The organism is Methanofollis aquaemaris (assembly GCF_017357525.1).
GTDB classification, from domain to species: domain Archaea; phylum Halobacteriota; class Methanomicrobia; order Methanomicrobiales; family Methanofollaceae; genus Methanofollis; species Methanofollis aquaemaris.
Window position 1 is genome coordinate 2,322,993 of sequence record NZ_CP036172.1, and the last position, 17,361, is coordinate 2,340,353.

16 protein-coding genes are annotated in these 17,361 nt (G+C 64.4%); 14 read left to right on the forward strand and 2 right to left on the reverse strand.

Going from position 1 to position 17,361, the window contains the following annotated elements; translation table 11 throughout:
- Positions 1-79: 79 nt before the first annotated feature.
- Positions 80-598, forward strand: coding sequence for a nitroreductase family protein (locus RJ40_RS11120; RefSeq protein ID WP_265580920.1), 519 nt, complete (start codon positions 80-82; stop codon positions 596-598).
- Between the two features lie 37 nt (positions 599-635).
- Here RJ40_RS11120 and RJ40_RS11125 read toward each other — a convergent pair whose 3' ends face one another.
- Positions 636-1,460, reverse strand: a complete 825-nt coding sequence (locus RJ40_RS11125) for a helix-turn-helix transcriptional regulator (protein ID WP_265580921.1) — start codon at positions 1,458-1,460, stop codon at positions 636-638.
- Positions 1,461-1,557: 97 nt separating this feature from the next.
- Here RJ40_RS11125 and RJ40_RS11130 point away from each other — a divergent pair, with 97 nt between their 5' ends.
- The 12 genes from RJ40_RS11130 to RJ40_RS11185 all read left to right on the forward strand — a co-directional run bounded on the left by RJ40_RS11130 (position 1,558) and on the right by RJ40_RS11185 (position 14,071).
- On the forward strand, positions 1,558-2,088 hold the full coding sequence (locus RJ40_RS11130; protein ID WP_265580922.1) for a methyltransferase domain-containing protein: 531 nt from the start codon (positions 1,558-1,560) through the stop codon (positions 2,086-2,088).
- Position 2,089: 1 nt separating this feature from the next.
- Positions 2,090-2,698 carry a cobalt-factor II C(20)-methyltransferase gene (locus RJ40_RS11135; protein ID WP_265580923.1) on the forward strand — a complete coding sequence of 203 codons (609 nt, stop codon included), beginning with the start codon at positions 2,090-2,092 and terminating at the stop codon, positions 2,696-2,698.
- A 2-nt stretch (positions 2,699-2,700) separates the two neighbouring features.
- Complete coding sequence (locus RJ40_RS11140; RefSeq protein ID WP_265580924.1) at positions 2,701-3,417, forward strand: cobalt-precorrin-4/precorrin-4 C(11)-methyltransferase; 717 nt, start codon at positions 2,701-2,703, stop codon at positions 3,415-3,417.
- The gene (gene cbiG / locus RJ40_RS11145; RefSeq protein ID WP_265580926.1) at positions 3,414-4,304 is read left to right on the forward strand and encodes a cobalt-precorrin 5A hydrolase; all 891 of its coding nucleotides are present in this window, start codon (positions 3,414-3,416) and stop codon (positions 4,302-4,304) included. The genes RJ40_RS11140 and cbiG overlap by 4 nt, the downstream gene beginning before the upstream one ends.
- Positions 4,305-4,323: 19 nt before the next feature.
- A complete protein-coding gene (cobJ, locus tag RJ40_RS11150) occupies positions 4,324-5,055 on the forward strand; it encodes a precorrin-3B C(17)-methyltransferase (RefSeq protein ID WP_322743880.1) in 732 nt (243 codons plus the stop codon).
- Positions 5,045-5,671, forward strand: a complete 627-nt coding sequence (locus tag RJ40_RS11155) for a precorrin-8X methylmutase (RefSeq protein WP_265580928.1) — start codon at positions 5,045-5,047, stop codon at positions 5,669-5,671. Before cobJ ends, RJ40_RS11155 begins: the two co-directional genes overlap by 11 nt.
- Positions 5,661-6,680, forward strand: coding sequence for a cobalt-precorrin-5B (C(1))-methyltransferase (locus RJ40_RS11160; RefSeq protein WP_265580929.1), 1,020 nt, complete (start codon positions 5,661-5,663; stop codon positions 6,678-6,680). Before RJ40_RS11155 ends, RJ40_RS11160 begins: the two co-directional genes overlap by 11 nt.
- Positions 6,677-7,246 carry a cobalt-precorrin-7 (C(5))-methyltransferase gene (locus RJ40_RS11165; protein WP_265580930.1) on the forward strand — a complete coding sequence of 190 codons (570 nt, stop codon included), beginning with the start codon at positions 6,677-6,679 and terminating at the stop codon, positions 7,244-7,246. The genes RJ40_RS11160 and RJ40_RS11165 overlap by 4 nt, the downstream gene beginning before the upstream one ends.
- 127 nt (positions 7,247-7,373) lie before the next feature.
- Positions 7,374-11,054 carry a cobaltochelatase subunit CobN gene (gene cobN, locus RJ40_RS11170; RefSeq protein ID WP_265580931.1) on the forward strand — a complete coding sequence of 1,227 codons (3,681 nt, stop codon included), beginning with the start codon at positions 7,374-7,376 and terminating at the stop codon, positions 11,052-11,054.
- Between the two features lie 58 nt (positions 11,055-11,112).
- Entirely contained in the window at positions 11,113-12,441 is a 1,329-nt protein-coding gene (locus tag RJ40_RS11175) for a cobyrinate a,c-diamide synthase (RefSeq protein ID WP_265580932.1), read from the forward strand.
- A gap of 1 nt (position 12,442) precedes the next feature.
- A complete protein-coding gene (locus RJ40_RS11180) occupies positions 12,443-13,399 on the forward strand; it encodes a nucleoside recognition domain-containing protein (protein WP_265580933.1) in 957 nt (318 codons plus the stop codon).
- A 135-nt stretch (positions 13,400-13,534) separates the two neighbouring features.
- Positions 13,535-14,071, forward strand: coding sequence for an antitoxin VapB family protein (locus RJ40_RS11185; protein ID WP_265580934.1), 537 nt, complete (start codon positions 13,535-13,537; stop codon positions 14,069-14,071).
- 683 nt (positions 14,072-14,754) lie between these two features.
- Here RJ40_RS11185 and gpmA read toward each other — a convergent pair.
- A complete protein-coding gene (gene gpmA / locus RJ40_RS11190) occupies positions 14,755-15,504 on the reverse strand; it encodes a 2,3-diphosphoglycerate-dependent phosphoglycerate mutase (RefSeq protein WP_265580935.1) in 750 nt (249 codons plus the stop codon).
- A 98-nt stretch (positions 15,505-15,602) separates the two neighbouring features.
- Here gpmA and hxlA point away from each other — a divergent pair, with 98 nt between their 5' ends.
- A complete protein-coding gene (hxlA, locus tag RJ40_RS11195) occupies positions 15,603-16,889 on the forward strand; it encodes a 3-hexulose-6-phosphate synthase (protein WP_265580936.1) in 1,287 nt (428 codons plus the stop codon).
- Positions 16,890-17,361 lie beyond the last annotated feature (472 nt).

Consider the following 17,361-nt stretch of genomic DNA (forward strand, 5'->3'; position numbering starts at 1 on the left):
AGAGTAGGGATCTTACAATGCCCAACAGACCCCCTTTCTCTTCGCAAAGATTATCCATTTTCACTGCCTAGTGAGGAGCATGTATCTTGGTCCGAATCTTGGGCTTACCATCCTTAAGACGCGTCATTCTATCAGGAAGTACAAGGAAGACCCAATCGAGGAGAAGATCATCGAGAACGCCCTCGAGTGTGCCCGTCTTGCCCCGACCGCCAGGAACGAACAGCCCTGGCTCTTCGGGGTGGTGAAGGAGAAGGAGACCCTCAAGCAGATCGCCGACCTCACCGACCATGGCACGTTCATCGAGGGCGCCCCGATCTGTTTTGCGGTCTTCGGCAAGAGGGACGCAAAGTACTATCTTGAGGACTGCTCCGCAGCCACGACCCAGCTCATCCTCGGCCTCTGGGCCTATGGGGTCGGGTCGTGCTGGGTGGCGGGCGAGAAGAAGGAGTATGCCGATGCGGTCCGCGAACTCCTCGGTGTCCCTGAAGAGTACACTCTTGTCTCCCTTCTTCCGGCCGGGTATCCGATGGACGTGAAGATCGCCGGGAAGAAGGCTCTCGACGAGATCGTCTTCGAGGGACAGTATTCACAGAGGTGAGACCGGGTTTTTTTTCCCGCTCCACTTTTTTTTGTTCTCAGTCCTGGGTGCGCGCCCTGCAGAAGATGAGGGAGAAGCCCAGGTGATTGACACTTGTCACGTCGAAGAAGTCGGAGAGTGCGCTGAGGAAGTCGGTCTGTGTCCAGACCTGCATCTCAGGGAAGAACCGCCGCACCTCGCGGATGAGAAATTCACCGGCGATTGAAGATCTCGCCATCTCTTCAGTGAAGGGGAGAAAAGTGACGAGCTGGCCGCGTGGGGCGAGGAGACGGGCAAGTTCCGGGAGGAATGGGTCGGGGATGGCCTCGCTGAGTCCGGGGGCGATGAGGAGATCGAAGGCTCCGTCACGGCACGGCATGGCGGTCGGGTCTGCCGTGAGGCTCTGAAACCCTTCGATGGTTATTCTGTAACTTGATATCAGCCAGCGTTCCGGGATCTGGCCCGTGAGGTCGGCCGCCGCTGCGACGAAGAGATCGGCCGGCCCGCCCCTGAGAGGCTCGGGAACCACGGCAATCCGCCTGAGGGGCCGTTCGCTCTCGAACTCGGCCACCATCAGATCCTGGAATGTCAGGGCAAGGTGGCGGAAGTAGTCTGAGAGGACAAGTCCGACGCTGCGCTTCCTTGCCAGGAACAATGCCTCCCTGCCCTTCTCGGTGATGAAGAAGATCTTCTTCTCCGGCCCCCTCGTACCCGGCGCCCTCTCATAGTCTACGAGTCCCTGGCGCTTGAGCGAGTTCATGGTCTTGTAGAGTTCGCTGTGGCTCCTGCAGACTCCTTCTTCATCGAGTCTGAACTTGAGTCCGTAGACATGGCAGGGCGCGGTGGCGAGCATGGTGAGGATCTCAAGCCCGGGGTCGTGCATATTCCCCGGTGATCCTCTCCCATAGTAAGGGCTTCGAAATGATTCCGAAGGAGTTTGAACAAATGTTAATTATTCCGTGCAAGTGAACTTTACTTACATGGATGAGGGACTTCGGGGCGGACCGACGCAGGATGAAGTGGCGGCGGTCGCCCTCTGGCACCTGAGGCTTGCGCCGGGGTGTGCCTTTGCAGATGTCGGGTGCGGGACAGGGAAGATCGCGGTGGCCGCGGCCCGGACCGCCGGCCGGGTGCTTGCAATCGACCGCCGGTCAGAAGCGGCGGCCTGCACGAGGGCCGCGGCGGAGACAGCCGGTGCCGACAACATCGAGACCGTCTGCGGTGAAGCCGCGGAGGTCCTCGCGGGTGCGGGTCCCCTTGACGCCGCCTTCGTCGGCGGTTCGCGCGATCTTGAGCAGGTGCTCGAGGTGCTTGCCGGGGAGGTGCGCGGTCGGGTGGTCGTCGACTGCGTCCTCCTGGAGACTCTCCACCGGGCGGTGGGGACGATGCAGGATCTCGGGATCTTCAGGGAGGTCATCTCCCTCCAGGTGGCGCGCTCTCACCCCCTTGGACAGGGGATGATGATGCGCCCGGCCAACCCGGTCTGGCTCGTCGTCGGGGAGGTGGCCTGAGATGCTGGTCGGTGTCGGAATCGGCCCGGGCGACCCTGAACTCCTCACCGTGAAGGCCGTGCGCCTGATCCGGGAGGCCGACGTGGTCTATGTCCCCGGCCGGGTGGCCGCGAAGATCATCGCCCCGTACCGTACCGATGTCGAGATCCTCTCCTTCCCCATGACCGGGGACGAGGCCGAGATCGCGCGGTGCATGGAGCAGAACGCCGATACCGTGGCGGCGCCTGCGGAGAACGGGCTCTGTGTCTTCTGCATCCTCGGTGATCCGAACTTCTATGGCACCTTCGGGAGGCTCTCGGCCGTCCTCGCCGACCGCCACCCGGCGGTCAGGTGCACGACCGTCCCCGGCATCAGTGCGATCACCGCCTTTGCCTCGGTCGCGGACGTCCCGGTCTCGGGCGGGATCGGCGTGAGCGACGGGTCCGAGGAAGCGTGTCGTCTCCTCCTCAAGGTGACGCATCCGAAGGAGACGGCCGCACGTCTCCGCACCGAGGGCTTCACCGATTTCGTCCTGGTGGAACGGATGTATATGGACGGCGAGCAGGTCTATCGGGGCGAAGAACTCCCTGAGAAGAGCAATTATTTCAGTGTACTCTTTGCGAGGCGGTGACGATGGAAAAGATCTATATTGTCGGGGCCGGGCCGGGAAACCCGGACCTGATCACGGTGAAGGGAAACGATCTCCTGATGCGGGCCGACGTCCTCATCTACGCGGGGTCGCTCGTGAACCCGGTGCTGGTCGAGCGGTCGCCGGCGCCTGAGAAGTACGATTCCTGGGGGATGAAACTCCCCGAGATGGTGGCGGTGATGGTCGAGGCAGCCAGGGCCAGGAAGACGGTGGTCCGTCTTCACTCAGGCGACCCGTCTCTGTACGGGGCGATCGTCGAACAGATCGCCGAACTGGAACGGGCCGGGATCGAGGTCGAGGTGGTCCCTGGCGTCTCCTCGATGTTCGGGGCGGCGGCGACACTCAAGACTCAATATACCCTCCGCGGCGTCTCTGAGTCGGTGGTCGTCACCAGACCCGCGGGGGCGACGCTGGAGACCGACCAGATCGCCGAACTCTCGCGAACCGGGGCGACGATGGTCGTCTTCCTCGGCACCGAGCATATGGAGGAGGTGCTCGAAAAGGTCGAGTGCCCACCTGAGACTCCGGCGGCGGTCGTCTATCATGCCACCTGGCCTGACGAGCAGGTGGTGCGTGGCACGGTCGCCGACCTCGCGGCAAAGGCGCGGGCGGCCGGGATCGAACGCTCGGCCCTGATCATCATCGGCGGCGTGGTGAATGCCACCGCATCCGACTACACCAACTCAGACCTCTACGGATGAAGACGGCAGTCATTGCGCTGAGGCGCTTCGAGGACGAAGGGCGGTTGGTCGCCAAGGCCGTCGGCGGCGAGTTTCTCCCGTACTCCCCCGGGGTCTTCGAGGAGGCCTTCGCCGCCTACGAGGCGATCGTCGCCGTGATGTCGGCCGGGATCGCGGTCAGGAAATGCGCCCCCTTCCTCACCACCAAGTGGCGGGACCCGGCGGTGGTGGTGGTCGGCCCTGACCTCAGGTTTGCGGTCCCAATTCTCGGCGGGCATCATGGTGCAAACGATCTCGCCCGCGAGATCGGGGCGAAGACCGGTGCGGTCCCGGTGATCTCGACCGCCACCGAGGCCCTGGGTCGCCCGTGCGTCGAGGGCGTCGCGGCGTCGGTCGGGGCCGAGATCGCAAATCCCGCCTCCACCCTCCCGGTGAACGCGGCGATGCTCGACGGCGAGGTTCCGGTCTATACCGTCGGCGGCCCGGCGATCGTCGGCGGCCCGGCGATCGTCGTCGCCTCTCCGGCCGTCTCGGTCCTGGTGGAGGGCGGCGAGTATGTCGTCGGTCTCGGGTGCCGGCGGGGGACTGCGACTGAATCGGTCGTGGCGGCGGTGGGGGCGGCCCTCAGGACGGCCGGGCTCGGGCCAGAGGAGGTGCTCGTCTATGCCACGACCACGAAGAAATCAGACGAGCCCGGCCTGCGGGACGGCGTCGCCGCGCTGGGCGGTGTCCTCCTGTACCTCGGCGACGAGACGCTCAACGCCCTGACGCCCCCCTCGCCCTCGCGGGCCGGGCTGATCGGGCTTGTCGGCGTGGCCGAGCCGGCGGTGCTCGCTCTTGCACGCCGCGGCGAACTGATACTGAAGAAAACGGTCTATGGGGATGTGACAGTTGCAATCGGACGATAAAAGAGGGAAACTCTCAATTGTGGGCATCGGCCCGGGCGGAATCGCGCAGATGACCGGGCAGGCGGCGGACGCGATCCGCGACGCCGAGTATGTCATCGGCAATGCCTTTTATCTGGAACAGATCGCCCCCCTCCTCGGGGGCCAGGAAGTGATCAGGAGTTCGATGGGCAGGGAGGTCGAGCGGGCGCAGAAGTGCGTCGACCTCGCCCGCACCCACCGCGTGGTCATGGTCAGCGGGGGCGACCCCGGCGTGTACGGGATGGCGAGTATCGTGCTCGAAGTGATGAACCGGGCCGGTGCGCCGGTGGAGTACGAGGTGGTGCCTGGCGTCACGGCCTCGTGCGCCGGGGCCTCGCTTCTCGGTTCCCCGCTCACCGGCGATCATGTCACCCTCTCGCTCTCGGACCTCCTCACGCCGTGGGAGACGATCGAGACAAGACTCGACCTCGCCTTCCTGATGGGTGTGCCGGTGGCCCTGTACAACCCGAAGAGTCATGGCAGGCCTGAAAACCTCTCCATGGCACTTGCGATCGCCCTCAGGCACCGCTCGCCCGGGACGCCGGTGGGGCTGGTGCGGAACGCCTACCGCGACGGGCAGGAGACGGCGGTGACGACCCTCGGCGATCTTGCTGAGGACGACTCGGCCGTCGACATGCGCACGCTCGTCATCGTCGGCGGGACCGAGACTTTCAGGATGCAGGACGGCGGGATGCTCACACCGAGAGGATATGGGAGGAAGTATGTATATTGATCCCGGCGCCGACACGCCCGAAGGGTATGCGATCTCGCGGACGAGCAGGTCGCTGGCCCGCCAGGTGATCGGGGACCGGACGCCTGAAGATCGGATCAGGCAGCGGTGTGCGATCTCGGTCGGCGACTTCGTGATGGCCGACCTGGTGCGGTTCAAGGGAGAGGCGGTCGAGGCCGGGCTCTCAGCCCTGGAGCAGGGCGCCCCCATCATCACCGACATCCATATGGTGCAGATGGGGATCAGGAAGAAGGAGCACCACTCAGAGGTGCTCTGCGCCCTTGACTATGGGCAGGAGATCGCCGCGGCGCGCGGGATCACCCGCTCGTCCGCCGGCCTCCTCGCCCTCCGCGATCGGCTGGAGGGCGCGGTCGTGGTGATCGGGAACGCCCCTTCGTCGCTCCTCGCCCTCTGTGCGATGGTCAGGGAGGGCGTGCGGCCCGCGCTGGTCATCGGGATGGCGGTCGGGTTTGTGAATGCGGCGGAGTCCAAGGAGGAGTTGCGCACCCTCGACATCCCCTCGATCTCGACGCAGGGGACGCGGGGCGGGACGCCGCCGGCGGTCGCGGCGATGAACGAGATCGTCACGATGTTTGTGGAGCGGACGCGTGGAGCATAAAGAGATCATCGACCCGGTGACAGGCTTTCTCTACCCGGCAGAGTGGGTCGGGCGCTGCACCGATCTGACGGCCCGTGACCTCGCCATGTCTGGCCTCGGCGTCCTCACCGCCGACGGGTCGGTGCTGCGCCGGGGGTTTACGACCGGCACGACGGCGGCGGCGGCATGCCGGGCGGCGGTCCTCTCCCTGGCCGACCCGGTGGACGCGGTCTCGTTCCTCCTCCCGTGCGGCCTGGAGGTCGTCGTCCGGGTGAGGGGCGACGGCGGCCGCGGCGAGGCCGGGAAGGACTCTGGCGATTATCGTTCAGATGTCACCGCGGGGCTCGCGTTTGTCGCCGTGGCAGAGCGGACCCCGGCCGGGATTGAGGTCGAGTACGGCGAGGGGGTCGGACGGTTTGTCCGCGAGACCCCGCGGTATCCTCTGGGGGCGCCGGCAGTCAGTCCGACGGCCCGCGAGACGATCGAAGAGGCAGTCAGGTCGGCCGCCGCATCGGTCGGGCTCCCTGGCGTGCGGGTCCGCCTCTCGATCCCTGAGGGCGCCGCGGTCGCGGCAAAGACCCTCAACCCGCGCATCGGCGTGGAAGGCGGGATCTCGGTCCTCGGCTCCACCGGCCTGGTGGAACCCTGGGACGACCACCTCTCTGAGTCGGCGCTGGAGCGGGTGGAGAGTGCCGAACAGGTGGTGCTCACCACCGGCAGGCTTGGTCTGCGCTATGCCCGTCTTCTCTTTCCCGACCGCGAGGTGGTGCTCGTCGGGGTGCACCTCGACAACGCCCTCGCGGTTGCAAAAGATGAGGTGGTCATCTGTGGGCTCCCCGGATTGGTCATGAAGTTCATGGATCCCGGGGTGCTTGCCGGGACCGGGTGCGCCACCGTGGAGGAGTTGACCGGGACGCCAGCATGGCAGGGCGTCATGGAGCAGACATTTGCCTCGTTCAAGGCCGCCCGTCCGAAGGTGCGGGTGGTGATCGTGGCCAGGGACGGTACGGTGCTGGGGGACTCGGGATGAAGGTCGTCGGCGTGGGTTGCGGTCCAGGCATGCTCACCGACGAGGCGGCGCGCGTGATCGGGGACGCGGCTCTGATCTATGGTTCGGCGAGGGCGATCGACCTCGCGAGGTCGGAGATCCGGGACAGGTGCGAGGTGCACGAGATCACCGACTACAAAGCCCTCCGCTCCCTGCCTGACGACGCCGTCGTCCTCTCGACCGGCGATCCCATGCTCGCGGGCCTGGGCTACCTGGGCGGCGAGGTGGTGCCGGGCGTCTCCTCGATGCAGGTCGCCTTCGCCCGCCTCGGCCTCTCCCTCGTGAAGGCGGCGGTGGTCACCGCTCATGGCAAGGACCACGCGGCGGCAATCAGGGAGGCGGCAGAGGAGATCGGCCGCGGCAAGGTTGTCTTCCTCATCGCCGATCCGGAGTTTTCGGTCAAGGCTCTCGCGGCGGCCCTGCCCGGTGAGACCGGGCTTGCCGTCTGCGAGGATCTCGGCTATCCGGAGGAGCGGGTCGCCGTCGGGACTGCGGCCGAACCGCCGGTGCCGGTGTCAGGGCTCTTTGTAGTGGTCGTCGGGTGCTGAATCCACTCCCCCCGGAGTGTGAAGGCGGCCACGCGATCATAATACTTTTTTTCAATTCGTAACACCTTTACCATAAAAATTTCAATCTGGTATGATCGGAGCTGCGGCTCCATCGGTCAGGAATATCATGAATGGAGAAACCGGGATCGGGGTGGTGGGATGGGGGAGCGAACTCCCCCTCTTCAGGGAGGCGGCCGCGGCCCTCGGCCTCTCTCTCCGTGCATGGGCCGTGAACGACCTGAAGGCGGACCCCGCCCTGCGGGCCGCATGCAGGAAGGCCCTCGGCGACGCAGCGCTCGTCCTTCTCCATCCGTCCGGCGAGGCATGGTGGGACGAGGTGATGGAGGGCCTGGGTGCCGGGACTCAGGTCGTCGCCTACGGCTACAACGACACCTACTGGAGCGTCTCGACAGTGTCGATGAGAGTCGTCGCCGCGCTGAACGCATATTATCTCTACGGCGGGGCAGAGAACATCAAGAATCTGCTCGCATCTGCGGCAAACGAGGTGCTGGGATGTGAGATCCCTGTTGCCCCGCTCGAACCCACCCTCTGGGAGGGGATCTACCACCCCGACGCACCTGAGCCCTTTACATCCACCGCGGACTATCATGCATGGCGCCCCGGGCGTCACCGGCATACGGTCGGCCTCCTCTTCTCGCGGACCGCCTGGCTCACGAGGGATCTGGCGGTGGTCGACGGGATGATCCGGGAGTTCGAGCGGGACTGCGATGTCATCCCGGTCTTCTGCTTCGGTACCGGCGACCGGGAGACCGGCGCCCTCTCCTCCGCCGCGGTCATCGAGACCTATCTTGCCGGTGAAGTCGACGCCCTCGTCGAGGCGAGGTCTTTCATCCATGCCGCGGACGCCGCGGCCTATGAGGCGTCGCTGACCGCGCTCGGCCTCCCGGTCATCCATCCTCTCGTCCTCTATCACACCACCGAAGAGGCATGGGCCTCGTCGCGCGACGGGATGGGGAGCAGCGAGTTGGGGTGGTGCGTCGCCCTCCCTGAGTTCCAGGGGATGATCGAGATGCTCCCGGTGGGTGTCGCTGCTGCGGGTGACGACGCCTCTCATGTTCCTCTTCCTGAGAGGATCGGGAGGGTGGCCGACCGTGCCAGGGCCTGGATCGCCCTCCGGGATAAACCGCCAGCAGAGAGGAAGGTGGCGTTCATCCTCCACAACAAACCCTGCGCCTCGCTGGAAGGCGGCGTCGGCGCCGGCGCACACCTCGACACGCTGGAGAGCGTGGCACGCGTTCTCCAGGCGATGGCCGGTGCCGGGTACCGGGTGGAGGCTCCCGTTGACGGTGAGGAATTGATCAAAACCATCCTCTCCAGAAAGGCGTTGTCAGAGTTCAGGTGGACCTCGGTCGCCGGGATCGTGCAGAACGGCGGCGCCCTGGATATGATCGAATTAGATCGCTATATGCGCTGGTTCTCCTCCTTCCCTGAGACTGTCAGGCGGGAGATCGTCGAGGCATGGGGGCCGCCCCCCGGTGGAAAAGATGGTGTCCCGCCAGCGATGGTCTACGATGGAAAGATCGTCGTCACCGGCGTGCTCTTCGGGAACGCCGTCGTCTGTGTCCAGCCAAAGCGCGGGTGTGCCGGGAGTCGGTGCGACGGCGAGGTCTGCCGGATCCTCCACAACCCCGAGATCCCGCCGACCCACCAGTACCTCGCCACCTACCGCTGGCTCGAGGAAGAGTTCGGCGCCGACGCCGTCGTCCATGTCGGCACCCACGGGAACCTTGAGTTCCTGCCCGGCAAGAGCGTCGCCCTCTCGGAGTCGTGCTATCCCGACCTTGTGATCCGGCGGATGCCGCACCTCTACATCTACAATGCCGACAACCCCCCGGAGGGCACGACCGCAAAACGGCGGGCATGCGCCACCCTCGTCGACCACGCCCAGGCGGCGATGGTGGAGAGCGGGCTGTACGGGTCGCTCAAAGAACTCGAACGGCAGATCGACGACTACCGCCGCGCCGAAGGTACGGACGGGGCGCGGGCGCACGCGCTGACGCACACGATCCGCGACCTCATCGACGAGTGCGGGCTCGCCGAAGAGATAGGGCTTCCCCGCATGGAGGCGGCGGGTGCGCCCTTCGAGGAGATCGTCGCCGCGGTCGAGGACGTCCTCACCGCGACCTACGATGCCCGGATCCCGGACGGGATGCACATCTTCGGGGAGATGCCCGCGGGAGAGAGGAAGGCGGCATACATTGCGGCCATCATGCACCATGAGGGTCATCTCAGGGATGTCGTCCTGAGGATGATGGGCGCTGATCTCGAAAATGCCGGTCCCCCCCTCCTTGAGGAGGCGGACTCCTCTGCTGTGGCACTCGTCGCCGCGCTCCTTGAGGGGGCCGGGTCAGAGGATGCGGCCCGCCGTGCCCTTAACGGGCGTCTGAAGGATCTCGCTGTCCCCCTCGATCACATTGCGGCCGAGGTTGCCGACCTCTCCGGACGGATCGACGCCACCGATGAGATCGGGGCGCTCCTCCGGGCACTCGGCGGGGGGTTCGTCCCGCCCGGCCCCTCGGGCCTGATCACGCGGGGCAAACCCGAGGTACTCCCGACAGGGCGGAACTTCTACTCCCTCGATCCGTACCGCGTGCCCACGAAGGCGGCGTGGCGGGTCGGGAGCCGTCTCGCCGATCTGCTCCTTGCGAAGTACATCGAGGACGAGGGGGCGTACCCAGAGAACGTGGCGATGTACTGGATGGCCTCTGACATCATGTGGGCCGACGGGGAGCAGTGCGCCCAGGTGCTTGCTCTGCTCGGCTGCGAACCGGTCTGGAAGGAGGGGAAGGTGCGGTCGTTCCGTCTGCTCTCTCTCGAAGAACTCGGCCGTCCACGGATCGACGTCACCGTCAGGGTGAGCGGCATCCTGCGCGACAACTTCTACACCTGTATCGAGTTGATCGACGACGCCGTCCGCGCCGTCGCCGCGCTCGACGAACCGCCGGAGATGAACTATGTCAGGAAGCACACCCTTGCGTCCGGGAGCGTCGCCCGGATCTTCGGGAGTCGGCCGGGGACGTACGGGAACGGCGTTTCCCTCGCGATCTATGCCTCGGCATGGGAGGACGAGGCAGACATCGCCGAGGTCTTTCTCAGGTGGAACGGCTATGCGTACGGCCGGGGCAGTTTCGGGAATCTCTCGGATGACGGGCTCTCGGCGCAGCTGGCGTCGGTCGACCTCACCTTCAACAAGACCGCCACCGACGAATACGATCTCCTTGGCTGCTGCTGTTATTTCGGGACGCATGGCGGCCTGACCGCGGCGGCGCGGAGCATCAGCGGCCATGACGTCCCGGCACTGTACGGCGACACCCGCGACGAGAACCGCCCGGCGGTCAGGACTCTCGCCGACGAGGTGCGGCGGGTGACGCGCACCAAACTGCTCAACCCGAAGTGGATCGAGGGGATGCGCCGCCACGGCTACAAGGGTGCGGGCGACATGTCGCGGAGGATAGGGACGGTCTATGGGTGGGAAGCGACGACACAGGAGGTCGACGACCGGATCTTCGACGAGATCACGCGGACGTACGTGCTCGATCCGGAGATGCGGGAGTTCTTTGAGAAGGAGAACCCCTGGGCATTCGAGGAGATCGGGCGGCGTCTACTTGAGGCGTACGGCCGCGGGCTCTGGGCACCATCTGAAGAGATCGCCGAAGGTTTGAAGGCTGCATACCTGGAGGCCGAGGGGTGGATGGAGGATGCGATGGATTCCGAGGGTGAGGTGCAGGGGGGGGCGATTCACGCGATGGCCCTCCGTGACCTGCCCGGCTGGAAGGAGAGGAAGTGACGCCGGCCACCGGCACTGGCCATATCTTCATTTCGTCTCCTCCCAAAGATCTTCCAGCATGATCCCGGCAATCGTCATCGCAGGCACCCACTCGGGTTGCGGCAAGACCACCCTCGCCTCAGGCATCATGGCGGCCCTGCAGGCGAGAGGTCTGGAGGTCCAGCCCTTCAAGGTCGGCCCCGACTTCATCGACCCTTCGCACCACACCGCCATCTGCGGCCGCCCCTCGCGCAACCTCGACCCCTTTATGATGGGAGAGGACGGGGTGGTCAGAACCTTCAGGGCGGCCTCGGCAGGTGCGGACATCGCCGTCATCGAGGGCGTGATGGGCATGTACGACGGACTCGAGGGTGGAGACCTCGGCTCCACGGCCCATGTCGCCCGCATCCTCGGCGCTCCGGTGGTGCTGGTCGTCGATGTCGGCGGGATGTCCAGGAGTGTCCATGCCCTGGTCCGAGGCTACACCGCCTACGACCCCTCGGTGCGGTTCGCCGGGGTGATCTTCAACCGCGTCGGGAGCCCGCGGCACCGGCAGATGATCGAGGAAGAACTCTCGGTCCCGGCCCTCGGGTGGGTGCCGACCGAGAAGGAGAAGGCTGTATCCAGCCGGCACCTCGGGCTCGCGATGGCCGGCGAGGCGAGCATGGCCGCCTTCGGCGAGGTCTGCGAGGCGTACTGTGATCTCGATGCCCTTCTCGTTGCGGCCGCTTCGGGTCCGGCGGCGGTGCCTATCCCAGGCCCGGCCGGTGCCGGTGCGCCCTCCCGCGTCCGTCTCGGGGTGGCACGCGACGCCGCCTTCTGTTTCTACTATCAGGACAACCTCGACCTCCTCCGCCGGGCCGGGGCCGAACTGGTCTACTTCTCCCCACTCACCGACCCCTTCCCCGAGGTCGACGGGCTCTACCTCGGCGGCGGCTACCCTGAACTTCATGCGGCCGCACTCTCGGCCGCTCCCTGCACCGATCAAGTCCGAGCGGCCGCAGAGGACGGGATGCCGGTCTATGCCGAGTGCGGCGGGTTGATCTATCTCTGTGAAGGCCTGGAAGCCGATGGGCAGGCGTACCGGATGGCCGGTGCCCTGCCGGCGAGGGCACAGATGCACGGGCGTTTCCAGGCCCTCGGCTATGTGGAGGCCGACGCCACCGGGGCCTCGCCCCTCCTCCCCGCGGGTGCGGGCTTCCGCGGGCACGAGTTCCATTACTCCTCGGTCGACCCGGCAGCGGACGCGCGTTTCGGTCTCTCTCTCAGGCGCGGGAAGGGGATCGCCGACGGCCGGGACGGACTCTGCGAGTATGCGGTCATGGCGGGCTACAGCCACGCCTATCTGAACGAGACCTTTGCCTCGGCATTTGTCGAGGCCATGGAGCGGCGGCAACGGAGCGGGTGATATGGTCGAGGTCGCCCTCTCTCTTGGTATGGTCGTATCCTACCTCCTCAGGGCGACGGTCCTCATCACCATCGGCATCCTTATCGCGAGCATCATCACCGAGACCGGAATCTTCTCCCGTCTCGGCTTTCTTTCGCGGCCGATCTCGCGGCTCTCGGCGCTCTCGGAACCCTGCTCTTTTGTTCTCCTCACGATGGTCGCAAACGCCACCGCCGGCAAGTCGATGCTTGCCCAGTTCTTCAGGGAGGGGAAGGTGCGCAAGGAGGAGGTGGTCCCGACCCTCCTGATGGGCACTTTCCCGACGGTGCTGGGGGAGTCGCTCTTCAGGGTCCAGCTCCCGACAGCGGTGGTCCTCCTCGGCCCGGTCGTCGGTGTGACTTATACGCTGCTCAACCTTCTCTCCACCCTCATCCAGGTCGCCGGCGCGATGATCTATATGCGGCTCTTTGTAGGCAGGGGAGACGGGGATACTCAGGTTCAGTCTCCTGAACCGACCCCGCTCAGGCTCGACCGGGCGACGTTCAAAGAAGGTGTCGCAAAGGCCCTCCCCTCCCTGCGCCGCATCGTCCCGGTCGCCGTCGTCGCCACCCTGGTATTTTTTGCACTCTATGCCGTCGGGGCGGTGACGGCGGTCGCAGCGATCTTCGGACCAGTCCTCGGCCTGGTCGGTGTGCCCGGCGAGAGCATCGCCGCGATCGTCGCCCATGCCGCTCATTTTTCCGCAGGTTATGCGGTCGTCGGTTCGCTTCTTGCAGAAGGTACGCTCGATATCGAAGAGGCGCTTGTCACCCTTGTCATCGGTTCGATGGCGGTGATCACCCTCATCTATCTCAAGTACTCCGCGCCCCTGTACCTCTCCCTCTTCGGGAGGGAAGGGGTCAAGGTCACGATAAAGACCTATGGTGCTAGCATGGCGGCCAAGGTCATCACGATTGTGCTCATACTTCTTATCTTCTAAATGGGGCCAAAGTGGCACAAGAATTATTTTTGGTAACTTTAGTTCATACTGATGGTAAGTTATTTAATATTTGTAGACAATGATCCTGTATGCATCACCGGAAAGCAGGGCCGGTGGTGCGCGGGGGAGAATCGTATGACTGGAGCAACGATGGAGCACTTCATTCCGGGGAAGGTGACCGGGACGCGGACGGTCAGGGTGCGCGACAGGGAGTACGAGCGGTTGCGTGCCCTGGGCACCGTGCGCGAGTCGTTCAGTGACGTCATCGAGCGTCTGCTCGATTTCTATGAAGCCTACAATGGCGGCGTCCACTCGAATGATCCCGGGGGGTTTGAGGGAGCAGACCTTCCCGAGAACCCGGTCTATCGCCGGGTCACCCTTGAACATTTTACCGGGACTCTGGCCCTGGGTGAGGATGTCTCCTTCACCATCGGCTTTGACCCACTCGCAAATCCGCTTGGGCGGCGCGGGAAGGGTCTGGTTGCCTTTTACAAGGACGGCAGGAGATTTTGTCTGTTTCGAGTTGGAAAGGAACACCTCTGGCTCTACTTCCCGACCGATCGGAGGGACACCGAACTTGAAGGTTGGGAACTTGTGCAGAACGTGTTCCTCGACAACTATCTGGAAGACGGGGGGATGCACCTTATCAGGCGTCAGTATCAGACGATGTGATAGGTAGGCACGTCCACCAGGAGGGACGGGTATGCAAGCCCCCTCGCCTCATATTTTTTGTTCAGGGAACTGAAGAAAGATTTTTTTGAAAAAACGCTATGGCTGCTGGATTCTAGCGTCATGTCATCACTCAAATGTCTGGATAATTTTTTCGTAACCTTATGGTCCCGCACTATCTTCCCTTCTTGCGCCCGGGTGCATGGCCATAAAGATTGCCAGAAAGAGATTGTGATGTGCGTGGTGCCGCCTCCCATCTATCCTCGTCGTGGGGGATCCGGTCGTTCATGAAAAATTATGATCTGACCCGGATGCAATGGAACCACCCGTTATGAGGAAAGGGTTTTGTTGGGCTTTGTAAAATTCCTCTTCTGGAGTGAACATCGGGGGCTGACCATGCCCCCGTCCCCATATGACGGATCGGCAGAGGACGAGATCACCCTCTGAACGATTCACCCCCTCTGCCTTCCCGTCTCTCTCGCAATCCTGAGTTGCTCTCTCGCGCCGGGGGGAGACTCCCCGGATTCCCCCACGGTGAAGATAGGGGGAGGGCGGCGAGGTGTTCGGTTCCCGTCACCCTCCCGATCAGGAGGAGAGGGATCGAGGGGTTACCATGAAAAGAGTTTTCATGCGATATGCCTGAGGCGTGCTCCCGGCTCATGCCTGATTCGACACAGCAAAAAAAATTATTTCTTCGCCGCGCCCTGCTTCTTCACGCCCTCGATCGCCGCCTTCACCCTCGCCTCGTCGGCAAGGTAGTAGTGGCGGATGGGCTTGAGATCGTCGTCGAGTTCGTAGATGAGCGGGATGCCGGTCGGGATGTTGACCTGGGGGATCTCGTCGTCCGAAATCCCGTCCAGGTGCTTGACCAGGGCGCGGAGGCTGTTGCCGTGGGCGGCGATGAGCACCCGCCTCCCTGCCTTCAGTTCAGGGACGATCTCCTCTTCCCAGAGCGGCAGGAAACGCTTCACCGTATCGGCCAGGCACTCGGTCGCCGGGAGTTCGTTGTCGGGCACGCCTGCATACCGGCGGTCGTGGCCGGGGAAGCGCGGGTCGTCGGCCTCCAGGGGCGGCGGCGGGGTGGTGTAACTCCGGCGCCAGACAAAGACCTGCTCGTCGCCGTATTTTTCCGCGGTCTCGGCCTTGTCCAGTCCCTGGAGCGCTCCGTAGTGCCGCTCGTTCAGCCGCCAGGAACGGCGGACCGGGATCCACATCAGGTCCATCTCATCGAGCGTGATCCAGAGCGTGCGGATGGCCCGCTTCAGGACCGAGGTGTGGGCGAGGTCGAAGGTGAACCCGGCATCTTTGAGGGCCTTCCCTGCCTCATGGGCTTCGGCAACTCCTTTCTCGGAGAGGTCGACATCAGTCCACCCGGTGAACTTATTTTCCTTGTTCCAGAGGCTCTCGCCATGGCGTAAGAGGACGAGTTTGATCATGATATCTCCTTGTCTTGAATCGTTCGCCCGGATATCTCTTATGTCTGACGCCCCCTCTCTGAGCAACTCTTAACAGGTCTCCGGCCTAATCTCCTCCCATGACACGCCCAAAGCTCCAGGTGGCCCTCGATATCCTCGAACTCCACCGTGCGGCCCAGATCGCCCGCGAGGCGGTTGCCGGCGGTGCCGACTGGATCGAGGTGGGGACGCCACTCATCAAGAGCGAGGGGATGGCGGCGGTGCGTGAACTCCGTGAGGCCTTCCCTGACCATGAGATCGTGGCCGACATGAAGATCGCCGACACCGGGACGATGGAAGTGGAGATGGCGGCCAGGGCCGGGGCAAGCATCGTCTGCGTCCTGGCCGACGCTGACGACACCGTCATCGCCGAATCGGTGCGGGCGGCCCGTCTCTATGGGGTGCGGATCATGGCCGACCTGATCAATGTGGCCGATCCGGTGAGACGGGCACAGGAACTTGAGGGTCTGGGTGTGGACATCGTCAATGCCCATGTCGGGATCGACCAGCAGATGATCGGGAAGAGTTCGGTCGACCTCCTCCGCTCCATCGCCGGCGAGGTCTCCATCCCGCTCGCGGTCGCCGGTGGCCTCGATGCCTCGACCGCCGCCCAGGCCGTGGCGGCCGGAGCCGATATCGTCATCGTCGGCGGATGGATCGTCAAGGCGCGGGACGTCGAAGGCTCGGCACAGAAGATCAGGGCGGCCCTCGACGACCCGTCCCTGGTGCCGCCAGAGAAGAAAAGTCTGGACGAGGAGATCAGGGCGCTCCTGACGGCGGTCTCGGCGCCCAACGTCACCGATGCGATGCACCGGAAAGGAGCGATGAACGGTCTCTTCCCGCTCACCATGGGGGTGAAGGCCGTCGGTCCTGCGGTGACGGTTCAGACCTTCGGTGGGGACTGGGCGAAGCCCGTAGAGGCGATCGACCTCTGCCGCCCCGGCGATATCCTCGTGATCAACAACGACGGCAGGACAGAGATCGCCCCCTGGGGCGAACTCGCCACCCATTCGGCGAAGAACCAGGGCATCAGCGGGGTCGTCATCGACGGCGCCGTGCGGGACGTCGACGACATCAGGGCGATGAAGTACCCCCTCTTTGCCCGCGCCTGCGTTCCGAATGCCGGCGAGGCGAAGGGCTTCGGCGAGATCAATGCCGAGATCACCTGCTGCGGCCAGCAGGTCCGGCCCGGCGACTGGATCATCGCCGACGAGAGCGGCGCCGTCGTCATCCCGAAGGAACGGGCCTACGAGGTCGCCCGCCGCGCCCTTGAGGTGAAGAAGATGGAGGACCGCGTGCGAGAGGAGATCGAGCGCGGGAGCACCCTGGCGCAGGTGCAGGAACTGTATAAGTGGGAGAAGCGGTAGGGTGCCTGAAAAGTTCCCCTCTCCGGCTTTGTAGAATCAGGCATGAGCCGAGAGCATACCCCGGGCGCACCGCATGAATATTGTTCTGAGGAGATCTTCTGGGTGTTGAGGGATCCTTGCTCTCTCTCCTCATGACAATTCCTCTCTTCACAACATAGCAGCGGGTGGGAACGCCGCTCAATAGCCCTCCACCTATGCTCATCCGGGGGGGGGTCCGGGGGGTTTCCTCCGGGCGCGAGAAAGCAGGTTTGCATTTCTCATTCTTTTTTTGGGCGGCCCCTCTGATCTCCCGCCTTCCCACCACTCGCGCCGGGGGCGCTGCCCCCGGGATGAAGAAAGAGACGGGAAGGCAACGGGGAGATCATGAAAAGGGTGGTTTCGTCCCCGACACGTTCTTCACGCAGAGGACCTGGGGGTTGGTCAGCCCCCTGCACAAAGAAGCGACCTTTTGTTCTTGAATCATTACTACCGG